Origin of the sequence: Streptomyces sp. NPDC048337 (assembly GCF_043201175.1) — a bacterium.
GTDB lineage: Bacteria > Actinomycetota > Actinomycetes > Streptomycetales > Streptomycetaceae > Streptomyces.
This window is the reverse complement of the sequence record NZ_JBICYR010000016.1, coordinates 40,977-61,478: the sequence shown is the minus strand read 5'-3', so window position 1 is coordinate 61,478 and position 20,502 is coordinate 40,977. Positions and strand designations below refer to the sequence as shown.

The following is a 20,502-nucleotide window of genomic DNA, read 5'->3' as shown; positions in this document are numbered from 1 at the left end:
AGACGGGCCACGGGAGGACACGGCATGGCAGCCGAACAGAAGGACACGGCAGTACCGACGGCGGTGCGTGAGCAGCACCAGCTGCTGGCCGAGCAGGTCGAGGAGCACCGCTTCCGGTACTACGTGAACGACCAGCCGGTCGTCAGCGATGCCGAGTTCGACAAGCTGCTGCGCTCGCTGGAGGCGCTGGAGGAGGAGTATCCGGAGCTGCGCACGCCCGACTCGCCCACCCAGAAGGTGGCCGGGGCGTACGAGACGGACTTCGCCTCCGTGGAGCACCGCGAGCGGATGCTCTCCCTCGACAACGCCTTCGACGACGAGGAACTGGCGGCCTGGGCCGAGCGGGTGGCCCGGGACACCGGCACCGCCGACCACCACTTCCTCTGCGAGCTGAAGGTGGACGGCCTCGCCGTCAACCTCACCTACGAGAACGGCCGCCTCACCCGCGCCGCCACCCGCGGCGACGGCCGCACCGGCGAGGACATCACGCCCAACGTCCGCACCATCGCCGAGATCCCGGACCGCCTGCGGGGCGACCGGGTCCCGGCCCTCGTCGAGATCCGCGGCGAGGTCTACTTCCCGATGGAGAAGTTCGAGGAGCTCAACGCCCGGCTCGTCGAGGCCGAGGGCAAGCCCTTCGCCAACCCGCGCAACGCGGCCGCCGGTTCACTGCGCCAGAAGGACCCGAAGGTCACCGCCACCCGGCCGCTGCACATGGTGGTGCACGGCATCGGCGCCCGCGAGGGCTTCGAGATCGAGCGCCAGTCGCAGGCGTACGAGCTCCTGCGCGAGTGGGGTCTGCCCACGGCCCAGCACAACAAGGTGGTCTCCTCGCTCGCCGAGGTGCGCGAGTTCATCTCCTTCTTCGGAGAGAACCGGCACTCCGTGGAGCACGAGATCGACGGCGTGGTCGTCAAGCTCGACGAGATCGCCCTCCAGGGCCGCCTCGGCTCCACCGCCCGAGCCCCGCGCTGGGCCATCGCCTGGAAGTACGCCCCCGAAGAGGTCAACACCAAGCTGATCGACATCAAGGTCGGCGTCGGCCGCACCGGGCGCGTGACCCCGTACGCGCAGGTCGAGCCGGTGACGGTGGCCGGCTCGGAGGTCGAGTTCGCGACCCTGCACAACCAGGAGGTCGTCAAGGCCAAGGGCGTGCTCATCGGGGACACCGTCGTGCTGCGCAAGGCGGGCGACGTCATCCCCGAGATCCTCGGCCCGGTGGTGGACCTGCGGGACGGCAGCGAGCGGGAGTTCGTGATGCCGGCCGTCTGCCCCGAGTGCGGTACGGAGCTGCGGCCGATGAAGGAGGGGGACATCGACGTCCGGTGTCCCAACGGGCAGACCTGCCCGGCCCAGCTGCGCGAGCGCCTCTTCTACCTGGGTGGTCGGCAGAGCCTGGACATCGAGAACTTCGGCATGGTGGCGGCGGCCGCGCTGACCAGCCCGCTGGAACCGGCCCAGCCTCCGCTCCTCGACGAGGGCGACCTCTTCGACCTCACCATCGAGCAGCTGCTGCCCATCAAGGCGTACGTCCTCGACCCGGACAGCGGGCTGCCCAAGCGGGACCCGAAGACCGGCGAGGAGAAGATCGTCACGGTCTTCGCCAACCAGAAGGGCGAGCCGAAGAAGAACGCGCTGGCGATGCTGGAGAACATCGCGGCCGCCAAGGAGCGCCCGCTCGCCCGCATCATCAACGGCCTGTCGATCCGTCATGTCGGCCCGGTCGCCGCGGAGGCGCTCGCCCGCGAGTTCCGGTCGATCGAGCGCATCGAGCAGGCCACCGAGGAGGAGCTGACCGCCACCGACGGCGTGGGCGCCATCATCGCGGCGTCCCTCAAGGAGTGGTTCGCCGTCGACTGGCACCAGGAGATCCTGCGCAAGTGGCGTGCGGCCGGAGTCCGGATGGAGGAGGAAGGTTCCGCCGAGGAGGAGGGGCCGCGCCCGCTGGAGGGGCTGACCGTCGTCGTCACCGGCACTTTGCAGAGCCACACGCGGGACGGCGCGAAGGAGGCCCTGCAGAGCCGCGGGGCCAAGGTCACCGGCTCCGTGTCGAAGAAGACCTCGTTCGTCGTGGTCGGCGACAACCCGGGCTCGAAGTACGACAAGGCCGTGCAGTTGAAGCTCTCCATCCTCGACGACGCCGGTTTCGAGGTACTGCTGGAGCAGGGCCCGGACGCGGCGCGGGAAGTCGCGCTCCCGGTGGACGGCGAGGGCGAAGGGCAGTAGGACATCAGTAGGCAATCGCCTCGGGGGAGTAGCGAAGGCGAACGGATGCGTGGCGTGCGGCCGTACGGGCGGGCGCACGCCAGGCGCGTCCACCGGTGGTAAACGGCCGGTACAAGGCTGGTCGCAGGGCGGTGACCTGTCGGATCATCGGATGGGTGACCGGGGGGTCCTGGTCCAAACTCACCCGTTCGGCGGATACCGTACTGATGAGGATGGCTGGGTCGCATTCGGGCAACCACCGCCGACCGCTGCCCCTGGGAGCCTCCCGCGTCCTACTGTTGAGGGGTGCGCCTGTCGTGCACGGCTGCCGGACGCGATTCCAGCCGTGATGGCATGACGTCAGGGCCATTGCGTGACATCGGCATCGCCGGCTGTGAGAGGGACGGGCATGAAACCCACCGAAAGCGCCGACCCGTCACCTGAATTCGGCGGGGAACTCCCGTCCATGCGGGCGGGCCGGCTCGGTGTCCTGGGGTCCAGGACACCGGAGACCCGACCGCTCGACCTCGGTGACGGCGGACCCGGGCGCCGGGGCGTGCTCGCGCTCGCCCTCGTGGGCCTCTCCGTCGTGGTGCTCGCGGCCGGTGTGGTGTCCGCGCTGACCGGCCGTCATGCCCTGTTCCCCGGCGGTTCGGTGGGCTGGGCGCTGGCCCTGCTCACCGGCATCATCGTCGGCCATCTCGTCGCGCTGGGCCGCGACCGCTGGTGGGGCGGCACCGGATCGGGCGCCGCCCTCACCCTCGGCGTGCTCATCCTCTACGGGTGGGTGCCCGCCGGGCTCGTCTCCCTGGCGGTGGTCTCCCTGGTCGGGGCCGCGCGCCGGCACCGCTGGCGGCAGGGGCTGCTGCACGGCTCCGTGGACGTCCTCGGCATCGGCGCGGGGGCCCTCGTACTGGCCGCCTTCGGCGAGGCGCCGTCCGTCGAGACCCCCTGGAAGCCCACCACCTGGGGCCTGGACGCGGTCCCCGAGGTCATCCTCGTCGCCGTCGCCTACCTGCTCGTCACCCGCGTCCTGCTGTGGCTCGCGCTGGCCCCGCGCGGCGGCGGCCTGCCCACCGCCGCCCGTACGGCCCTGGTCCGCCAGGCCCTGGTGGCCGTGGCGCTGCTCGGCATCGCCCCGCTCATCTGCGCCGTCGCGGTCACCCAGCCGGTGCTGCTGCCGCTGTTCGCCGTACCGCTGATCGCGCTGGACTCCACCCTGTGGATCGCCCGGGCGCGCGCCGAGGAACAGCTGCGGGACCCGCTGACCGGGCTGCCGAACCGGCAGTGGCTGCTGGAGCGGGCCTGGTCCGCCCTGGACGAGGCTGAACGTTTGGGCACCCGGGCAGCTCTTGTGTTGATCGACCTGGACCGCTTCCGCGCGGTCAACGACACGCTGGGCCACCTGGCGGGCGACCGCCTCCTCCTCCAGATCGCCGAGCGGCTGCGCCAGGCCCTGCCCGAGGACGCCGAGGCGGCCCGGCTCGGCGGCGACGAGTTCGCCGTCCTGCTCCCGACGACCGACTCCACCACCAGCGCCCAGCGGATCGCCCGGCACCTGGTCGCCGAGCTCAGCTCGCCGCTGGACCTGGACGGCCTCACGCTCGTCCTGGAGGCCAGCGCCGGCCTCGCCGTCTTCCCCGACCACGCGCTGGACGCGGAGGGGCTGCTGCGCCGGGCCGACGTCGCGATGTACCAGGCGAAGCGGGACCGCACGGGGGTCGAGGTCTACGAATCCAAGCGGGACAGCAACACGCCCGACCGGCTCGGCCTCCTCGGCGACCTCCGCCGGGCCCTCGACGCGGGCGAGGTGGAACTCCACTACCAGCCGAAGGTCCGCTTCGACGGGCAGGTGGCGGGGCTGGAGGCCCTGGTCCGCTGGGTGCACCCGGAGCGCGGCCGGGTCCCGCCGGACGAGTTCATCGCCATCGCGGAAACCTCCGGCCTGATGCCGCACCTCACGGAGTACGTCCTGGAGACGGCCCTCGCCCAGGTCGCCCGCTGGCGCGCCCAGGGCCTGAAGGTGCCGGTCGCCGTCAACGTCTCGCCGCGCGACGTCCACACCCCGGGCTTCGCGGGCGCGGTGGCCGCCAGGCTGGCCCGGCACGGGGTTCCGGCGAGCGGGCTCCAGCTGGAGATAACGGAACACGTGCTGCTGGAGGACCCGCAGCGGGCGGCCGACACCATGGCCGGCCTGACGGGCCACGGCGTGAAGATGTCGCTGGACGACTTCGGTACGGGGTACTCCTCGCTGGTGCACCTGCGCCGCCTGCCGGTCAGCGAGCTGAAGATCGACCGGTCGTTCGTGGGCCGGCTCGCCGTCGACACCCAGGACGCGGAGATCGTCCGCTGCACGGTGGACCTGGCCCACTCCCTGGGCCTGCTGGTGGTGGCGGAGGGCGTGGAGGACGACGAGACCTGGGAACGCCTCCGGGACCTGGGCTGCGACGCGGTCCAGGGCTGGCTGGTCGCGGCCGCGATGCCGCCGCAGGAGGCGACGGCCTGGCTGCTGGCCCGCGGCGAACGGGGTTGGCGCCGCCCGGCGGACATCTCGGCGGAGCTCGCAGCCGCCGAAGCCGACGCCGTCTGACTCCGTCGGTGCGCGGGCCCGGCTGAATGGTGCCGCGCCGTAATTGCCGGCCCTGGCCAGAACGTGAGCGCCGCACCAAGCGGACGGCAGGGGCCCAATCCAGCCCCGCCGGCGTTTGAGGCGCGGGTCCGGGCGGAGCCCGGGAAGCCCCGCGCAGCGGTCCCGCGCCCGGCCCCCGGACCGGCATCCGCGCAGCGGCCCCCGCTAACCGTTTAGCGGGTCAGGGGGCGGGCCCCATAGGATTGGGCCCGAAACCTACACACTCACCACCCCCAGAGGATCGCTGCATGCCTGGCATCACGCGCGAGGAGGTCGCCCACCTCGCTCGGCTGGCACGTCTGGAACTCAAGGCCGAAGAGCTGGACCACTTCGCCGGACAGCTCGACGACATCATCGGCGCGGTCGCCCGCGTATCCGAGGTCGCCGACCAAGACGTACCGCCGACCTCCCACCCGCTGCCCCTGACGAACGTCATGCGCGCGGACGAGGTCCGTCCTTCGCTCACCCCCGAGCAGGCGCTCTCCGGCGCTCCCGCCCAGGAGCAGCAGCGTTTCAAGGTGCCGCAGATCCTGGGGGAGGACTAACAACCATGGCTGACACCCACATCATCAAGCTCACGGCCGCCGAGACCGCCGAGAAGATCGCCTCCGGCGAGCTCACGGCCGTCCAGGTCACCGAGGCCCACCTGGCCCGCATCGACGCGACCGACGAGAAGGTCCACGCCTTCCTGCACGTCGACCGCGAGGGCGCCCTCGCCCAGGCCGCGGCCGTCGACGCCAAGCGCGAGCGCGGCGAGAAGCTCGGCCCGCTGGCCGGCGTGCCGCTCGCCCTCAAGGACATCTTCACCACCGTCGGGGTTCCGACCACCGTCGGTTCGAAGATCCTCGAAGGCTGGATCCCGCCGTACGACGCCACCCTGACGCGCAAGCTCAAGGAAGCCGACGTCGTCATCCTCGGCAAGACCAACATGGACGAGTTCGCCATGGGGTCTTCGACGGAGAACAGCGCCTACGGCCCCACCGGCAACCCCTGGGACCTCACCCGGATCCCCGGCGGTTCCGGCGGCGGCTCCGCGGCCGCGCTGGCCGCCTTCCAGGCGCCCCTCGCCATCGGCACGGACACCGGAGGCTCCATCCGCCAGCCCGCCGCCGTCACCGGCACCGTCGGCGTCAAGCCCACCTACGGCGGCGTCTCCCGCTACGGCATGGTCGCCTTCTCCTCCTCCCTCGACCAGGGCGGCCCGTGCGCCCGTACGGTCCTGGACGCGGCCCTCCTCCACGAGGTCATCGCCGGCCACGACCCGCTGGACTCCACCTCCATCGACGCCCCGGTCCCGCCGGTCGTCGAGGCCGCCCGCAACGGCTCCGTCGCCGGCATGCGCGTCGGCGTCGTCAAGCAGTTCCGCGGCGAGGGCTACCAGGCCGGCGTCGTGCAGCGCTTCGACGAGTCCGTCGAGCTGCTCAAGGAGCTCGGTGCCGAGATCGTCGAGCTGGACTGCCCGTCCTTCGACCTCGCGATGGCCGCCTACTACCTGATCGCGCCGTCCGAGTGCTCCTCGAACCTGGCCCGCTTCGACGCCATGCGCTACGGCCTGCGCGTCGGCGACGACGGCACCAAGTCCGCCGAGGACGTCACCGCCCTGACCCGCGAAGCCGGCTTCGGCGACGAGGTCAAGCGCCGCATCATCCTCGGCACGTACGCGCTCAGCTCCGGCTACTACGACGCGTACTACGGCTCCGCCCAGAAGGTCCGCACGCTCATCTCGCAGGACTTCGAGAAGTCCTTCGAGCAGGTCGACGTGATCGTCTCCCCGACGACCCCGACCACCGCCTTCCCCATCGGCGAGCGCACCGACGACCCCCTCGCCATGTACCTCGCGGACCTGTGCACCATCCCGACCAACCTGGCCGGGAACTCCGCCATGTCGCTCCCGTGCGGCCTGGCGCCCGAGGACGGCCTGCCGGTCGGCCTGCAGATCATTGCCCCGGCGATGAAGGACGACCGCCTGTACAAGGTCGGCGCGGCCGTCGAGGCCGCCTTCGTCGCGCGCTGGGGACACCCGCTGCTCGAGGAGGCTCCGTCGCTGTGAGTTCCAGTGCACTGTCCAAGGCCAAGGGCTTCAAGAAGTCCAAGTCCGGTACCTACCTGTCGATCGGCACCACCGCCTTCGGCGCCATCAGCGTGATCAAGCAGGCCAAGAAGGCCCGCAGCGAGCACGACACGCTGAAGCTGGTCGACGCCGTCGTGTCCGCCGCCGCCATCGTCACCGGCCTCGCGATCCTGTACCGCGAGCTGAAGCGCCTGGGCGACGACGACGTCCTGCTGGGCTGAGAGGGAAAAGTTTCACCGTGAGCACCTACACCGAACTGATGTCGTACGAGGACGCTCTCGCCTCGTACGACCCCGTCATGGGCCTTGAGGTCCATGTCGAGCTCGGCACCAAGACCAAGATGTTCTGCGGCTGTTCCACCGAGCTGGGCGCCGAGCCCAACTCGCAGACCTGCCCGACCTGCCTCGGTCTGCCCGGCTCCCTGCCGGTCGTCAACGCGATCGGCGTCGAGTCCGCCGTCAAGATCGGCCTCGCGCTGAACTGCGAGATCGCCGAGTGGTGCCGCTTCGCCCGGAAGAACTACTTCTATCCGGACATGCCGAAGAACTTCCAGACCTCCCAGTACGACGAGCCGATCGCCTTCAACGGCTTCCTCGACGTCCAGCTGGAGGACGGCGAGGTCTTCCGCGTGGAGATCGAGCGCGCCCACATGGAGGAGGACACCGGCAAGTCGCTGCACGTCGGCGGCGCCACCGGCCGTATCCACGGCGCGTCCCACTCCCTGCTGGACTACAACCGCGCCGGCATCCCTCTCATCGAGATCGTCACCAAGCCGATCGAGGGCGCGGGCGAGCGCGCCCCCGAGGTCGCCAAGGCGTACGTGGCCGAGCTGCGCGAGGTCATCAAGGCGCTCGGCGTCTCCGAGGCCCGCATGGACAAGGGCCAGATGCGCTGCGACGTGAACCTGTCGCTGCGCCCGAACGGTACGAAGGAATTCGGCACCCGCTCGGAGACGAAGAACGTCAACTCGCTGCGCTCCGTCGAGCGCGCGGCCCGCTTCGAGATCCAGCGCCACGCGGCGGTGCTCTCGTCGGGCGGCTCGATCGTGCAGGAGACCCGGCACTTCCACGAGGAGGACGGCTCCACCACGGCCGGCCGCATCAAGGACAACGCCGAGGACTACCGGTACTTCCCGGAGCCCGACCTGGTCCCCGTGGCCCCGGCCCGCGACTGGGTCGAGGAGCTGCGCGCCGGCCTCCCCGAGATGCCGCGCGTGCGCCGCAACCGGCTCCGCGAGGAGTGGGGCGTGGGCGAGCACGACATGCAGTCGATCCTCAACGCGGGCGCGGTGGACTCCATCGTCGCCACGATCGAGGCGGGTGCCGACTCGACCGCCGCCCGCAAGTGGTGGATGGGTGAGCTGGCCCGCAACGCCAACGAGCAGGGCGTCTCCGTCGACGAGCTGCCGATCACCCCGGCCCAGGTGGCCCGGGTGGCTGCCCTGGTCGCGGACGGTTCGCTCAACGACAAGCTGGCCCGCAAGGTCCTCGAAGGCGTCCTCGCCGGCGAGGGCACCCCGGACGAGGTCGTCGAGAAGCGCGGCCTGAAGGTCGTCTCGGACGAGGGCGCGCTCGGCGCGGCCGTGGACGAGGCCATCGCCGGCAACGCGGCCATCGCCGACAAGATCCGCGGCGGCAAGATCGCCGCCGTCGGCGCGCTGGTCGGCGCGGTCATGAAGACCACGCGCGGCCAGGCCGACGCGGCGCGCGTCAAGGAGCTCATCCTGGAGAAGCTCGGCGTCTCCGAGTAACCGCGCGCACGCACACGCCAGATGGCCCCGCCCCGGATATCCGGGGCGGGGCCATCTGGCGTCCCCGTTAAGGTGCGGACATGACAGGAAGCCGTGAGGAAGAGCCGGCCGGGCCCCGTTTCACGTGGGGCTACTTTCCGGGCCGCCGCAGGAACCTGCCCCCTGCCCTGGTCATCGGCCTTCTCACTTTCGCGGGAGCGGCGATGTGGTACTTCCACGCGAGCGAGTCCTGGAGCGAGGGGGAGGTGCGCGACGCCGTGGAAAGAGCCGTCCACACGCTGGACGGCACAGCGCACCGGCCCGCCACCTATCCGCGGTACGGAGAGCTGATCGACCAGGCGATCAAGGCGTCCGGCGTGGGGCCGCGCGGCGGTCTGCGCATCGAGAAGCGGTCCGTGGGGGAGACGGACGCGGACCATTTCGAGCTCACCCCGGGCCCAGGTGGCGCCGCTTACTGCATGACCATCCGGCCCAAGGAACGGATCGGGCCGTGGGAGGAGGGAACGGACCTGCTGTCGGTGACGGCGGAGGCGGGGAGCTGCCGATGAGTGCTGCTCCCGAGAGGCCGCCGTATCCCAGGGCGCGAGGTGGGCCCGGCAGACTGGGCGGTGGGGGGTCGCGCGCGGTGGGCGCGGGGCCGATGAGGTACACGGAGCATGCGCGTGGAGATCGGGGCGATGGTCATCGCCGTCGTGGGTGTGGCGGGGACGCTCGGCGGGGCGCTGATGACGCAGCGGGGCGCGGAGCGGACCAAGCGGCGGGAGATAGAACTCGTGCGCGCGCACGAGGAGGTACGGGAGAACCTGGCCCTGCGGCGCGACTGCTACACGGCCCTCAACCGCGACTCCCGGCAGTTCACCACCGCCCTCAACCGGCACCTGCACGCCCTGCGGGAGCGCGGCGTCGAGGACACGGACCGGGAGGAGCTCGACGCGGCGAAGGCCGCGCACCGGGACACGTACTCCGAGGCGCAGATGATCGCCCCCGACGGGGTGCTCGACGCGGCGACCGCCGCCAACCACGCCCTGAACCTGGTCTACGGGCAGGTCAAACGCCTGGAGCGGGACGACCCCGAGGCGGGTGAGACGATGGAGACGGTCTCCCGGGCCCAGCAGGAGATCTGGGACCTGCTGCGGGAGATGCGCGCGGCCATGCGCGCGGACCTCGGGGTGTCGTCCGACTAGCGGGTGGCGCTGCCGACGAAGGCCGCCCAGGTGGTGGGGGCGACCGTCAGGACGGGGCCGTCGGTCACCTTGGAGTCGCGGACGTGGACGGCGGCGGGGTGGGTGGCCACCTCGACGCACTCGCCGCCTTGGCTGCCGCTGTAGCTCGACTTCCGCCAGTTGTAGGCGACTTCGAGGCAGGCACCGCCCGCATCGCCGCTGTAGCTCGACTTGAACCAGGCCAGTTGGTGTGTCATGACTCTCCTAGCAGGTCGTCCAGCAGGCGCTTGCTGTCCTCGATCGACAGCGCCTGCGAACGCAGCATCCCATATTTGAGATGGAGGAGATGGACCTCGTCGGGGTCGTCCTGGAGGAAGCTGACGTGCTGGCCCTCCAGGTAGGCGAGTTGGTCGTGGTCGGGGGTCTCCAGCAGGATCATGGGGCCGTTGAGGCCCGCGTGGGTCTCGCGGTCGGTCCGGATGATCTGGATTCCCACGAACGGGAGTTCTGCCATCTCTCGCAGATGGCGCAGCTGTCCGCGGAGGACGTCCATGCCGCCGATGGGGCGCTCCAGTAGATGCTGCTCGATGATGAAGTGCATCACCGGCGGCTGGGGCTTGCGCTGGAAAAGGCTCTGGCGAGCCAGGCGATCCTCGGTCTGCTGGGTGATCTGGTCGGCGGGTAGCGGTGGGTAGAAGTTGGAGAAGACCGCTGCCGCGTACTCAGGGGTCTGGAGCAGGCCGGGGATGGCAGTGTTCTCGTACCAGAGCAGGCTGAGCGCCTCCTCCTCGTGCTCCATGTAGTCGCGGGCGAACGCCGGATACCGCTCGCGGCGGGGGATCGCCTCCGCCGCCTCGCGCAGCGCTCCCTTCGCGTCGAGGTGGTTTTCGAGGACCACGGCCATCTTCACGGACAAGGGCCGGCGGCCCTGTTCCGCCGAGGCGATGGACTCGACGTCGCAGTGGGCCAGTTCGGCCAGTTGCTCCTGGGTGAGCAGGGCGCGCCTGCGCTGATGGGCCAGCAGGACGCCGACGATCTTCCAAGAGCCGTTGCGCTGGGGCCTGTTGCGTTGGGGCATGCCGGACACTTTCCCCTCTTGTGGCGTCCCTGACTCGCGAACCGCACGTACACCACCCGTACAGAATCCTTGTACGGGTTATTTCTGTAGCGATCGTTAGGGAATCTGTGTATCGTTCAATACGTAACGACCACTACGGAAATGCCGAAGGGGACTTCCATGTCCGTCATCACGACCACCCCCTACGCCCGCACCGTCCGCAAGGAGAGCGGCGGCCCCGGACTGCTGCTGGCCCACGGGGGAGGCGGCGCCATCGAGAGCAACTACGGGGCGATCCTCGACGAACTCGCCGCCGGGCACAGCGTCGTCGGCGTCGACTACCCCGGGACAGGGGGCACGCCGAAGTCCGAAGAGCCGCTGGAGCTCGACGAGCTGGCCGACCAGCTGGTGGCCGCCGCCGATGCCGAGGGGCTGGAGACGTTCGCCGTGCTCGGGTACTCCCTCGGGGGGAACGTCGCGCTGCGGATCGCCGCCCGGTACCCCGAGCGGGTGACCGCGCTCGTGCTCACCGCCACCTTCGTCCGCGCCGGGAACCGGCTGAAGCTGGTCGGCGACCTGTGGTCGGGGCTGGCGGCGCGTGGGGAGAACGAGCTCCTCGCCCGGCTGCTCGTGCCGCTGGCGGTGAACCCGGCGGTGCTGGAAGGGCTGACCCCCGAGCAGGCCGAGGAGGTGGTGCGGGCTACCGCCGCTTCGATTCCGCCGGGCGCGGGGGACCACGTCGACCTGATCAAGGGGGCCGACCTGCGCGCGGAGGCCGCGGGGGTCTCCGTACCGGCCCTCGTCATCGCGACCACCGAGGACCTCCTCGTGCCGCTCGTCCTCCAGCGGGAACTGGCGGACGCGCTGCCGGGCGCACGGCTCGCGGAACTGCCCACCGGGCACCTCCCGTTCGCCGAGCGCCCGGCCGAATGGGCCGCGCTGGTCACCGGTTTTCTGGCTGAGGCGCCGGTGCGCTGAGGAAGCAGAGGCGGGCCTTCTTGGCCGGGAGGTAGACCTCGGGCAGGTCGATCTCCGGGAGTTCGATCTCCGGCCCCACCGCGAAACCGGTCCGCTCCAGGCGGGCGATGGCCTTGTCGTTGCGGGCGTCCGGCTCGGCGACGATGCGCCGGGTGGCGGGGTCGGAGAAGAGGAAGGCGAGGAAGGCCGTCATCAGCCCCGCGCTGAAACCGCGTTCGGGGGCCCCCTCGCCCGGACTGATCAGCAGGTGCACGCCCGTGTCCCCGGGCTGGACCTCGTAGCACTCGCTGACCCGGTCCTCGGCGCAGTCGTACGTCTGGAACAGCGCGACCGGCACCCCCTCGCGGGCCACGATGAACGCGTGGTGCGTGGTGCGGCGGTCGACGTCCTCGTAGATCTCCCGGACCAGCTCGCGGCTGGCCTCGCCCATGCCCCAGAAGCGGGCCCGCTCCTGCGTGACCCAGCCGTGGATCAGCGCGGAGTCGGCGGCCGGGTCGACGGGGGTGATGGTGACCGTGCCGAAGCCCTCGACGAGGTGCGTGTACACGGGCTGTCGGGTCGAGCTCATATCGATTCCTTGGTGAGGCGGGCCCAGTCGGTGACGACGGGGACGAGTTCGCAGCGCGCCCACAGGGGGAGCTGGTCGCGGTGGTGGGGGGTGCCGGTGACGCCGTCCGCGCCCAGCGGGACCGCCCACAGGCTGTCCTCGCGGCGGGCGAGGTCCCACACGTAACGGGCCGCCGATGCGCGGGCGGTGAGGTCGGTGAAACCGGGGACGGAGGAGGTGGCGTTCACGCAGTCGTGGTCGCCGCCGAGGCCGGGCCACTCGGCCTGCGGGTCGGGGAGCGCCGACCAGGGGGCGAGCCGGTGGACCTCCGCCCAAGGGGTGTCGGGGGCGCCGGCCGCGGCCGTCTCCTCCAGGGCGGCGCGGACGTGGGCCGTCCGGTCGAGGGCGGGGAGGAGGGTCGTGCCGAGCAGGCCTTCGAGGGCGTAGCCGATCCGCGGGACCAGGTACAGCCAGGGGTGGAACACCTCCGGGCCGGTGGGGGCGCCGGCCAGGTCCGCGAAGACGGGGTCGGCGGCGAAACGGCGTACGGTCGCGGTCCGGAAGGCCGCGAACACGGTGGCGTCGGCGCTGTCGGCCGCCATGTGCCGGTCCCAGGCCAGCAGTCGGGCGCGCAACGCCTCCGCCGCCGGGGTCAGGCCCTCGAAGGCGGGCAGCAGGGCGAGGAGCGGCTCGGCGGAGGCCAGGTGCGTGTCCGCGTGTACGTCGGCCATCGCCTTCGGGGACCAGTCCGCGGAGCCGCTGAGCAGCTCGCGGATGCGGTTGGCGCGGTGCGGGGGCGCGAACTCCACGCCGAGCGGCGAGGCGATCCCGCGCGCGTTCGCCATGACGGCGAAGCCCTGCACCGGCTCGGCGGGGGTCTCGGCCCAGCCGCCCTGCCAGACGTGGCGGGGGTCCCAAGCGGGCACGGGGCGCAGCCGGTTGGCGCCGTCGCGCAGCGGTACGGCGCCCGCGACGCGGTGCAGCAGGCCGCCCGCGGAGTCGGCGGCGTGGACGACGTTGACGGGCTCGGCCCAGCCGTCGAGCGCGCGGTCGATGTCGGCGACGGTACGGGCGCGCAGGAGCGCGGGGAGGACGGCGAAACCGAGGTCCTCGCGGACGCGGGGCGGGTAACGGAGGGAGAGACTCTGCCCGGCGCCGGAGACTTCGTCCGGGTGGACGATCACCGGGCCGCGGGCGGTCTCCAGGACCTCGACCTCGACGTCCTCGCCGCCGGCCACGGCGATCGTCTCCGTGTGCCGGTGGACGGGCTCCCAGGCGCCCTCCGGGCCGAGGGCCTCCACGCCCGTACCGTCGGCCGTGGGCCGGAGCCGCTCGGCGTACAGGTCCTGGTAGTCGGCCATCGCGTTGGTGATGGCCCAGGCGGCGCTGCCGGTGTGCCCGAAGTGGCCGAGGCCGGGGACGCCGGGGACGGCCAGGCCGAGGACGTCGTAGTCCGGGCAGGAGAGACGTATCTGCTGGTAGACGCCCGGGTCCTCGATGAACCGGTGCGGGTCGCCCGCGATGATCGCGCAGCCGCTGGTGGTGCGGTCGCCCGGCACCAGCCAGCCGTTGCTGCCCGCGGTGCCGGGGCCGTCGGTGGCGAAGAGCGTCACGGCGTCGTCGCCGAGGGCGCGGGACACGCGCTCGCGCCACAGCTTGGTGGCGAAACCGGCGAACAGCACGTGCGTGGCGGTCCAGATCGAGAGCGGAACCCACGGATCCCAGGGGGTGGGGGTCAGCCCGGTGCGAGCGAAGCGCTCGTCGCGCGCGGCGCCGGCGGCCAGCCCGTCGTTGACCCCGTCGACGTACGCGCCGACCCAGGCGGCCGTCCGCGCGTCGAGGGCCTCGTGGCAGCGGCGGGCGGTGTCGTCGAGCCGGCACTGGCGGGCGAACCGGTCCCAGGCCACGGAGTCCGCCCCGAGGAAGGCCGCGCTGGAGCCCTGGGCGCGGTGCCGTTCGACCTCCAGCTGCCAGGCGCGGTCGAAGGCGGTGACGCGGCCCTGGGCGTAGGCGAGGGTGAGCTCGTCGGAGGCGCGCAGGTGGGGGATGCCCCAGGGATCGCGGAAGACCTCGTAGGTCGCGCGGGCACTGCTCTCGTTGGTCACGCTGCTCACACTCTTCCCCAAGCGGCATTAGGTTAGGCTGGCCTAACTATAGGGGAGGTGTGGTCACCCGGATCGGCCCCGGCCCCGGCACCCCGGCACCTGAGGTGCCTCAGGCGCCGGTGACCCCGTCGATCGCCTCGCGGAGGAAGTCGGCGTGGCCGTTGTGGCGGGCGTACTCGTGTATGAGGTGGAGCATCAGCATCCGCAGCGAGGCCTCCTTCTCCCAGCGCGGCACGAACGCCGTCACGTCGAGGGACTCGGCGCCGGCCTCGATGCTCCGGGAGTGGGCCAGCTCCGCCTCCCACGCGCCGAACGCCTCGGCGCGGTCGGAGCCGGAGGCGTCGTAGGCGGCCTGGAAGTCGTGGCTGTCCGACCACAGGTGCGGGAGCTCCTCGCCGTTCAGGACCCGGCGGAACCAGTGCCGCTCGACCTCGGCCATGTGCCGGACCAGCCCCAGCAGGGACAGGGTGGACGGGGGCATCGAGGCGCGGCGCAGCTCCTCGTCGGTGAGGCCCTCGCACTTCCAGGCGAGGGTGGCCCGGTGGTAGTCGAGGTAGGCGCGGAGGGTCTCGCGCTCGTCGCCGGTCAGGGGCGGGGAGATGCGTTCGATGCGGTCCATGCGGACGATCCTGCCCGCCGGCCCCACGCCGGGGAAGGCCTGTGGCTCCGGCGCGCGCGCCTACTCGGCCGTCCATACGTACGGAACCGTCACGCCCAGCACCCCGAAGCCCAGCCGTTCCAGGATCGGGCGGCTGTCCGCCGACGCGTCCACCTGGAGGTACGGGATGCCGCGTTCCGCCGCGATCCGGGCCCGGTGGGCGACCAGCAGCCGGTAGATGCCCCGGCCCCGCCACCGCGGATCCGTGCCGCCGCCCCACAGGCCCGCGAACGAGGCCCCCGGCCGCATCTCCATCCGCGCCGCGCTCACCGGGGTGTCGCCCGCCATCGCCACGACCGCCGCGATGGACTCCGGCTCCTCCCGCAGCAGGTCCACCATCAGCGCGCGGATCCGCGGCCGCTCGGTTCCGAACGCCCGCGCGTGGACGTCCATCATCAGGTCCACCCCGGCCTCGTCCGTCACCACCCGCAGGGTGATCCCCTCCGGCGGCTCCAGGGGCAGCCGCGCGAGCTCGGCGGCCGACCCCACCATCAGCGTCTCGGCCGGCTCCGGCACGAGGCCCGCCGCCCGCAGCCGGTCCCCGAGGTCCGCCGGGCGGTCGTGGCCGTAGAGCTTCCACTCGAACTCCGGCGCCCCGCGGCCCGAGAAGTACGCGACCTGCGCCGCGATCTCCGCGTCAGCCGTGCCCTCGTCGAGGTCCGACCAGAGCACCCCGTTCCAGCCGAGCTCGGGCGCGGTCTGCCGTACGACCGCGCCCGCGCGCTCCACCCGGGCCCGGGCGGAGTCCGGCTGCGCGTCGCGGCGCATCCGGGCGTCGTATTCGGCCCGGGCCTTGCGGAGGTCATCGAGATCCATCGTCATCGCGCCAGCTGATCAGTGTCCGACCCGGCCCCACAACTGCATTAGCCTCACCCCGTGAACGACGACTCCACCATCTACACCGGCAAGGCGGGCCCCGACGCGGCCGCCGACCGCGGCTGGCTCCTCGGCCACTTCAAGGACCCCGGGGACCCCCGCCACAGCGCGGACGTGGAGATCAAGTGGGGCGTCCACGCCAAGGGCGAGCAGCGTGAGCGCTGGGCGACCGCCGAGCGGCGCACCGCCCTGCTGGTGCTGATCGGCGGGCGCTTCCGGCTGGAGTTCCCGGGGCGGACCGTCGTCCTCGCCGAACAGGGGGACTACGTGCTCTGGGGCCGCGGAGTCGACCACTCCTGGTACGCGGAGGAGGACGCGGTGGTCCTCACCGTGCGCTGGCCCTCCATACCGGGCTACCGGGTCGACGAGCCGGACGCCCACGAGGGGCGCGACGAGGCCGACCGCGACGACGAACGGCCCTCCGTCCACGCCCCGCGGTGACCAACGTCCCGCCATTCCCCGCCACCCTGTGACGATGCACACGAAAGGGGCCAACGATCACGAAACGCTGAGATCGTGGCGGTGTACACGAGTAATTCAAGAGTTTTGTGCGTTCTTTGCGGCGGGCTGTCTCCCGGTAAAGATCCGAACCACCAGGGAGCACGTCCGTTGGCAGCGATCGCACGGTGGTGCATGCGGCACCGACTCCTCGCCGTACTGATATGGCTGCTCGCGCTCGGCGGAACGGCGGCGGCCGCGACGACCGCCGGATCGGCCTTCTCCAACGACTACGAGGTCCCCGGCACCGAGTCCGGCAAGGCGGCCCGCCTCCTGCGCGAGGGCTTCCACGGGCAGGGCGGAGACACCGACACCGTCGTATGGCGGGCCCCGGCCCATCAGAGCGTCCGCACCCCGGCCGTCGAGGAGCGCATGGCCCGGGCGCTGGACACCATCGCCCGCCTCCCCGGCGTCGGATCGGTCGCGGGCCCCTACGGGCCCGGCCCCGAGAGCGCCGCGCGGATCAGCCCCGACGGCCGCACCGCCTACGCCGTGGTCACCTTCGACAAGCAGGCCGACTCCGTACCCAAGGCACAGGCCAAGGCGGTCGTCGACGCGGCGAAGAACCCGGCCACCGAAACCGACGGCCTCCAGGTCGAACTCGGCGGCCGCGCCATCGGCCTGACCGAGGCGCCCACCGCCCACCTCGCCGAGGTCATCGGCGTCGCCGTCGCGGCCCTGGTCCTCTTCCTGGCTTTCGGCTCGCTCGCCGCGAGCCTGCTGCCCATCGCGACCGCCCTGGTGAGCGTGGGCACCGCCTACTTCGGCATCACCCTGCTCGGGCACGCGATGCCGGTCGCCGACTTCGCCCCGATGCTCGGCACCCTCATCGGCCTCGGCGTCGGCATCGACTACGCGCTGTTCATCATCACCAGGCACCGCAAGGGCCTCGCCCGGGGACTCGCGGTCGAGGAGGCCGCCGAGAACGCCGTCGCCACCACCGGCCGGGCCGTCGTCTTCGCCGGCGCCACCGTCTGCATAGCGCTGCTCGGCATGCTGGTGCTGCGGCTGAACTTCCTCAACGGTGTCGCGATAGCCGCCTCGGTGACCGTGGTCCTGACGGTCGCCGCCTCGGTCACCCTGCTCCCCGCCCTCCTCTCCGCCATCGGCATGCGCGCCCTCTCCCGCCGCGAGCGCCGCAAGCTCGCCGCCGAGGGGCCCCAGCCCGAGCGGACCACCGGCTTCGCCGCCCGCTGGTCTGCCTTCGTGGAGCGCCACCCCAAGCTGCTCGGCCTCCTCGCGACCGCCGTCATGCTGGTGCTGGCACTGCCCACCCTCTCCCTCCACCTGGGCACCTCCGACCAGGGCAACAACCCGGCCACCTCCACCACCCGGCAGGCCTACGACCTGCTGGCGGAGGGATTCGGGCACGGCACGAACGGCCCGCTCGCCGTCGTCGCCCGCCTCGACGGCGCCGGCGACCGTCTCGCCGTCGACCGCCTGGCGGACGCGCTCCGTACGACGAAGGGCGTCGCCTCCACCGGACCGGCCGTCTTCAACCGGAGCGGGGACACGGCCATCCTGACCGTCGTACCGGACTCCGCCCCCCAGTCCCGGGCCACGAGCGACCTCGTCGACACGCTCCGCGAGGACGTCATCCCGCGCGCCGCGCACGGCACTTCCATGGAGGTCCACGTCGGCGGCGTGACCGCCGGCTACGACGACTTCGCCGAGGTCATCATCGGCAAGCTGCCGCTGTTCGTGGGCGTGGTCATCGCCCTCGGCTGCGTGCTCCTGCTGCTGGCCTTCCGCTCGATCGGCATCCCGCTCAAGGCGGCGGCCATGAACGTCGCCGCCGTCGCCTCCTCCTTCGGGGTGGTCGTGGCGATCTTCCAGTGGGGCTGGGGCAGCGAGCTGCTGGGCCTGGGCAGCGCAGGGCCGATCGAGCCCTTCCTGCCCGTGATCATGGTGTCCGTCCTCTTCGGACTGTCGATGGACTACCAGGTCTTCCTCGTCAGCCGGATGTACGAGGAATGGCTGGAGACCGGCGACAACAGGCGGGCCGTGCGCGTCGGCCTCGCCGAGACCAGCCGGGTCATCAACTCGGCGGCCGTCATCATGATCTCCGTCTTCCTCGCCTTCGTGCTCAGCGGCGACCGCATCATCGCGATGTTCGGCATCGCGCTCGCCGCCGCCGTGGCCCTCGACGCCTTCGTCCTGCGCACCCTGCTCGTCCCGGCCCTCATGCACATGCTCGGCGGCGCCAACTGGTGGCTGCCCGCCTGGCTCGACCGACGGCTCCCCAAGATCAGTATCGAGCCCCCCGAGAGCCGTCCGCATGCGAAACTTCCGGCACAGCGGCCGAGCGGAGACACCGCGGAGCCGGCTGACCCCGTATCCGCATCCGTGTCCCGCTGACCAGCCGTAAGGACTCCCCGCATGTTCGCGATAGACCTGGCCGAAGACGCCCAGCTGAAGCCGCTGGAGGTGTGGCACGCCGAGGAGTTCCTCGCCCACATGGACCGCGGCCGTGAGTACATCGGCCAGCACGTCGGCTTCCCCGACCGCGCCACCGACCTGGACTCGGCGCGCGAGCTGCTCCGCACCAACGCCGAGAAGGCCGCCAACGACAGCACCCGGTTCTTCGGCATCTGGGTCGAGGGCACCCTCCGCGGCGGCGTGCTCTACCCGGCCTTCGACGCGGCCGGCGGCAACTGCGAGGTCGGCTGCTGGCTGGAGCCCGCCGCCGCCGGACGAGGGCTCGTCACCGCCGCCTGCCGGGTGCTCATCGACTGGGCCTTCAACGGGCGCGGCATGCACCGCGTCGAGTGGCACGTCGCCACCGAGAACAAGAAGAGCATCGCGGTCGCCGAGCGCCTCGGACTGACCCGCGAGGGCGTGATGCGCGAGAACCACCTGCACCGGGGGGTGCGCCAGAGCACCGAGGTCTGGGCGGTCCTCGCCCACGAATGGCCCGCCGTCCGCTCCGCCTGAGCCGTCCGCGGGCCCCGTCGCCGCGGGGCCCGCGGGATTTCTCATGAACCTCTCATGCGGGCCGCCTACGGTGCCCCGCATGGACACCACGAAGACCCCCGCCCCGAACGCCGTCGACCTGGACAAGGCCGACACCGACCCCACGGCCGAAGCCGCCGACCTGGACCAGGACCCTGCCGCGGACCTGGACGAGGACGCCGAGGCGGAGGCGCTCGCCGCGGAGCAGGACGAGGACGAGGAGCCGAGCCACGTCGGAGCCGCCGCCTCCGCGATCGTGGCCGCGGGCCTGTCCGTCGTCGCCCTGAGCGGCAGCTGGGTCGCGGGCATCGTGTCCGAGCGCACGAGCGTCACCAACCGCCTGGAACTGACCCAGGCCGCCGACGCCAACGCGCAGATCGCCGCCCAGTTCGTCGGCCCGTGGCACAGCACCGCCCTGGTGAACGGCATCTTCTCCACCCTCGCCCTGATCATCGCCGTCTTCGTGCTGGCCCTCCCCGCCTTCGGCACCCCCGAGCGCCACCTCCCCACCTGGGTCCGGTCCGTCTCCTGGGCGTCCATCGCACTCGGCGCCCTCGGCATCCTGCTCTTCGTCCTCATGTACTTCGACCTCCTCCTCGTCATCCCGAAGGCAGCCGGCTAGTCCCGGCCGGCCCCCGGCTAGGCATCGCCTTAGGCATCCCCCGCCCGGACGGGGGACCTTCGGCCCGGGTCTAAGGCCCCCTGCCCCCGGCAGATGCGGCATGCGCCCGATGCCCCGGGACCCCCTGAGACGCGAAGCTTGGATCACACCGAACGAGGTGACCGGGAAACGCAACCAGGGAGTACGAGATGTTCGAGTACGAGATCGCCACCGCCCGTCGCGCCGACCTCATCCGCCAGGCCGACGAGTACCGCCTGATCCGCGAGGCCAAGAAGGCGCGGCGCGCGGCCTCGCGAAGCCAGGAACCCGAAGGGTCGGTGAGAGGGAACCGGAGCCGCTTCGCCCGCGCCGCGTGAGCCGCGCCGCGACCCGCGTGAACTGACACGTGATG

At 71.9% G+C, this 20,502-nt stretch carries 20 protein-coding genes; 14 read left to right on the top strand and 6 right to left on the bottom strand.

All coding sequences use genetic code 11. From position 1 onward, the window contains the following. Positions 1-24: 24 nt before the first annotated feature. The 8 genes from ligA (at position 25) to ACGFYU_RS24285 (ending at position 9,839) form a co-directional block, all read left to right on the top strand. Complete coding sequence (gene ligA / locus ACGFYU_RS24320; protein WP_393829425.1) at positions 25-2,226, top strand: NAD-dependent DNA ligase LigA; 2,202 nt, start codon at positions 25-27, stop codon at positions 2,224-2,226. A 388-nt stretch (positions 2,227-2,614) separates the two neighbouring features. Next, the gene (locus ACGFYU_RS24315) at positions 2,615-4,795 is read left to right on the top strand and encodes a putative bifunctional diguanylate cyclase/phosphodiesterase (RefSeq protein WP_393829424.1); all 2,181 of its coding nucleotides are present in this window, start codon (positions 2,615-2,617) and stop codon (positions 4,793-4,795) included. A 287-nt stretch (positions 4,796-5,082) separates the two neighbouring features. Continuing rightward, on the top strand, positions 5,083-5,379 hold the full coding sequence (gene gatC / locus ACGFYU_RS24310) for an Asp-tRNA(Asn)/Glu-tRNA(Gln) amidotransferase subunit GatC (RefSeq protein ID WP_010984178.1): 297 nt from the start codon (positions 5,083-5,085) through the stop codon (positions 5,377-5,379). A 5-nt stretch (positions 5,380-5,384) separates the two neighbouring features. Beyond that, positions 5,385-6,884: an Asp-tRNA(Asn)/Glu-tRNA(Gln) amidotransferase subunit GatA gene (gene gatA / locus ACGFYU_RS24305; protein WP_393829423.1), complete on the top strand. Its 1,500-nt coding sequence runs from the start codon at positions 5,385-5,387 to the stop codon at positions 6,882-6,884. Further along, on the top strand, positions 6,881-7,126 hold the full coding sequence (locus ACGFYU_RS24300) for a hypothetical protein (RefSeq protein ID WP_393829422.1): 246 nt from the start codon (positions 6,881-6,883) through the stop codon (positions 7,124-7,126). The genes gatA and ACGFYU_RS24300 overlap by 4 nt, the downstream gene beginning before the upstream one ends. Positions 7,127-7,164: 38 nt before the next feature. Next, positions 7,165-8,655, top strand: a complete 1,491-nt coding sequence (gatB, locus tag ACGFYU_RS24295; protein WP_393829529.1) for an Asp-tRNA(Asn)/Glu-tRNA(Gln) amidotransferase subunit GatB — start codon at positions 7,165-7,167, stop codon at positions 8,653-8,655. 80 nt (positions 8,656-8,735) lie between these two features. Further along, positions 8,736-9,203 (top strand): hypothetical protein, encoded by a 468-nt coding sequence (locus ACGFYU_RS24290; protein ID WP_393829421.1) that lies wholly within the window; start codon positions 8,736-8,738, stop codon positions 9,201-9,203. A 108-nt stretch (positions 9,204-9,311) separates the two neighbouring features. Then, on the top strand, positions 9,312-9,839 hold the full coding sequence (locus tag ACGFYU_RS24285; RefSeq protein WP_393829420.1) for a hypothetical protein: 528 nt from the start codon (positions 9,312-9,314) through the stop codon (positions 9,837-9,839). Here the strand turns inward: ACGFYU_RS24285 and ACGFYU_RS24280 are convergent. Together ACGFYU_RS24280 and ACGFYU_RS24275 are read right to left on the bottom strand one after the other, a co-directional pair. Beyond that, positions 9,836-10,075 (bottom strand): DUF397 domain-containing protein, encoded by a 240-nt coding sequence (locus ACGFYU_RS24280; RefSeq protein ID WP_393829419.1) that lies wholly within the window; start codon positions 10,073-10,075, stop codon positions 9,836-9,838. The genes ACGFYU_RS24285 and ACGFYU_RS24280 overlap by 4 nt on opposite strands. Then, positions 10,072-10,896 (bottom strand): Scr1 family TA system antitoxin-like transcriptional regulator, encoded by an 825-nt coding sequence (locus ACGFYU_RS24275; RefSeq protein ID WP_393829418.1) that lies wholly within the window; start codon positions 10,894-10,896, stop codon positions 10,072-10,074. The genes ACGFYU_RS24280 and ACGFYU_RS24275 overlap by 4 nt, the downstream gene beginning before the upstream one ends. Before the next feature lie 159 nt (positions 10,897-11,055). Here ACGFYU_RS24275 and ACGFYU_RS24270 point away from each other — a divergent pair, with 159 nt between their 5' ends. Beyond that, positions 11,056-11,853, top strand: coding sequence for an alpha/beta fold hydrolase (locus tag ACGFYU_RS24270; RefSeq protein ID WP_393829417.1), 798 nt, complete (start codon positions 11,056-11,058; stop codon positions 11,851-11,853). On the opposite strand, the gene ACGFYU_RS24265 is transcribed toward ACGFYU_RS24270, so the two are convergent. The 4 genes from ACGFYU_RS24265 to ACGFYU_RS24250 all read right to left on the bottom strand — a co-directional run bounded on the left by ACGFYU_RS24265 (position 11,819) and on the right by ACGFYU_RS24250 (position 15,979). After that, on the bottom strand, positions 11,819-12,421 hold the full coding sequence (locus ACGFYU_RS24265; protein ID WP_393829416.1) for a GNAT family N-acetyltransferase: 603 nt from the start codon (positions 12,419-12,421) through the stop codon (positions 11,819-11,821). The genes ACGFYU_RS24270 and ACGFYU_RS24265 overlap by 35 nt on opposite strands. Then, positions 12,418-14,505: a penicillin acylase family protein gene (locus tag ACGFYU_RS24260; protein ID WP_393829415.1), complete on the bottom strand. Its 2,088-nt coding sequence runs from the start codon at positions 14,503-14,505 to the stop codon at positions 12,418-12,420. The genes ACGFYU_RS24265 and ACGFYU_RS24260 overlap by 4 nt, the downstream gene beginning before the upstream one ends. Positions 14,506-14,614: 109 nt before the next feature. Beyond that, complete coding sequence (locus tag ACGFYU_RS24255) at positions 14,615-15,124, bottom strand: DinB family protein (RefSeq protein ID WP_393829414.1); 510 nt, start codon at positions 15,122-15,124, stop codon at positions 14,615-14,617. 60 nt (positions 15,125-15,184) lie between these two features. Further along, on the bottom strand, positions 15,185-15,979 hold the full coding sequence (locus tag ACGFYU_RS24250) for a GNAT family N-acetyltransferase (RefSeq protein ID WP_393829528.1): 795 nt from the start codon (positions 15,977-15,979) through the stop codon (positions 15,185-15,187). 60 nt (positions 15,980-16,039) lie between these two features. Between ACGFYU_RS24250 and ACGFYU_RS24245 the strand changes: the two genes are divergently transcribed. The 5 genes from ACGFYU_RS24245 (at position 16,040) to ACGFYU_RS24225 (ending at position 20,467) form a co-directional block, all read left to right on the top strand. Continuing rightward, positions 16,040-16,480 carry a signal peptidase I gene (locus tag ACGFYU_RS24245; protein WP_393829413.1) on the top strand — a complete coding sequence of 147 codons (441 nt, stop codon included), beginning with the start codon at positions 16,040-16,042 and terminating at the stop codon, positions 16,478-16,480. Between the two features lie 168 nt (positions 16,481-16,648). Then, complete coding sequence (locus tag ACGFYU_RS24240) at positions 16,649-18,895, top strand: MMPL family transporter (protein ID WP_393829412.1); 2,247 nt, start codon at positions 16,649-16,651, stop codon at positions 18,893-18,895. A gap of 21 nt (positions 18,896-18,916) precedes the next feature. Continuing rightward, positions 18,917-19,471: a GNAT family N-acetyltransferase gene (locus tag ACGFYU_RS24235; protein ID WP_393829411.1), complete on the top strand. Its 555-nt coding sequence runs from the start codon at positions 18,917-18,919 to the stop codon at positions 19,469-19,471. Between the two features lie 79 nt (positions 19,472-19,550). Next, positions 19,551-20,111 carry a hypothetical protein gene (locus tag ACGFYU_RS24230; protein WP_393829410.1) on the top strand — a complete coding sequence of 187 codons (561 nt, stop codon included), beginning with the start codon at positions 19,551-19,553 and terminating at the stop codon, positions 20,109-20,111. A 188-nt stretch (positions 20,112-20,299) separates the two neighbouring features. Further along, entirely contained in the window at positions 20,300-20,467 is a 168-nt protein-coding gene (locus tag ACGFYU_RS24225; RefSeq protein WP_393829409.1) for a hypothetical protein, read from the top strand. Positions 20,468-20,502 lie beyond the last annotated feature (35 nt).

Bases quoted from the DNA above. Each gene is read 5' to 3' on its own strand.
- gatC (WP_010984178.1), top strand. From the start codon at position 5,083: ATGCCTGGCATCACGCGCGAGGAGGTCGCCCACCTCGCTCGGCTGGCA.
- ACGFYU_RS24250 (WP_393829528.1), bottom strand. From the start codon at position 15,979: ATGGATCTCGATGACCTCCGCAAGGCCCGGGCCGAATACGACGCCCGG.
- ACGFYU_RS24280 (WP_393829419.1), bottom strand. From the start codon at position 10,075: ATGACACACCAACTGGCCTGGTTCAAGTCGAGCTACAGCGGCGATGCG.
- ACGFYU_RS24235 (WP_393829411.1), top strand. From the start codon at position 18,917: ATGTTCGCGATAGACCTGGCCGAAGACGCCCAGCTGAAGCCGCTGGAG.
- ACGFYU_RS24265 (WP_393829416.1), bottom strand. From the start codon at position 12,421: ATGAGCTCGACCCGACAGCCCGTGTACACGCACCTCGTCGAGGGCTTC.
- ACGFYU_RS24285 (WP_393829420.1), top strand. From the start codon at position 9,312: ATGCGCGTGGAGATCGGGGCGATGGTCATCGCCGTCGTGGGTGTGGCG.
- gatB (WP_393829529.1), top strand. From the start codon at position 7,165: ATGTCGTACGAGGACGCTCTCGCCTCGTACGACCCCGTCATGGGCCTT.
- ACGFYU_RS24255 (WP_393829414.1), bottom strand. From the start codon at position 15,124: ATGGACCGCATCGAACGCATCTCCCCGCCCCTGACCGGCGACGAGCGC.
- ACGFYU_RS24225 (WP_393829409.1), top strand. From the start codon at position 20,300: ATGTTCGAGTACGAGATCGCCACCGCCCGTCGCGCCGACCTCATCCGC.
- gatA (WP_393829423.1), top strand. From the start codon at position 5,385: ATGGCTGACACCCACATCATCAAGCTCACGGCCGCCGAGACCGCCGAG.
- ACGFYU_RS24270 (WP_393829417.1), top strand. From the start codon at position 11,056: ATGTCCGTCATCACGACCACCCCCTACGCCCGCACCGTCCGCAAGGAG.
- ACGFYU_RS24315 (WP_393829424.1), top strand. From the start codon at position 2,615: ATGAAACCCACCGAAAGCGCCGACCCGTCACCTGAATTCGGCGGGGAA.
- ACGFYU_RS24290 (WP_393829421.1), top strand. From the start codon at position 8,736: ATGACAGGAAGCCGTGAGGAAGAGCCGGCCGGGCCCCGTTTCACGTGG.
- ACGFYU_RS24275 (WP_393829418.1), bottom strand. From the start codon at position 10,896: ATGCCCCAACGCAACAGGCCCCAGCGCAACGGCTCTTGGAAGATCGTC.
- ACGFYU_RS24230 (WP_393829410.1), top strand. From the start codon at position 19,551: ATGGACACCACGAAGACCCCCGCCCCGAACGCCGTCGACCTGGACAAG.
- ligA (WP_393829425.1), top strand. From the start codon at position 25: ATGGCAGCCGAACAGAAGGACACGGCAGTACCGACGGCGGTGCGTGAG.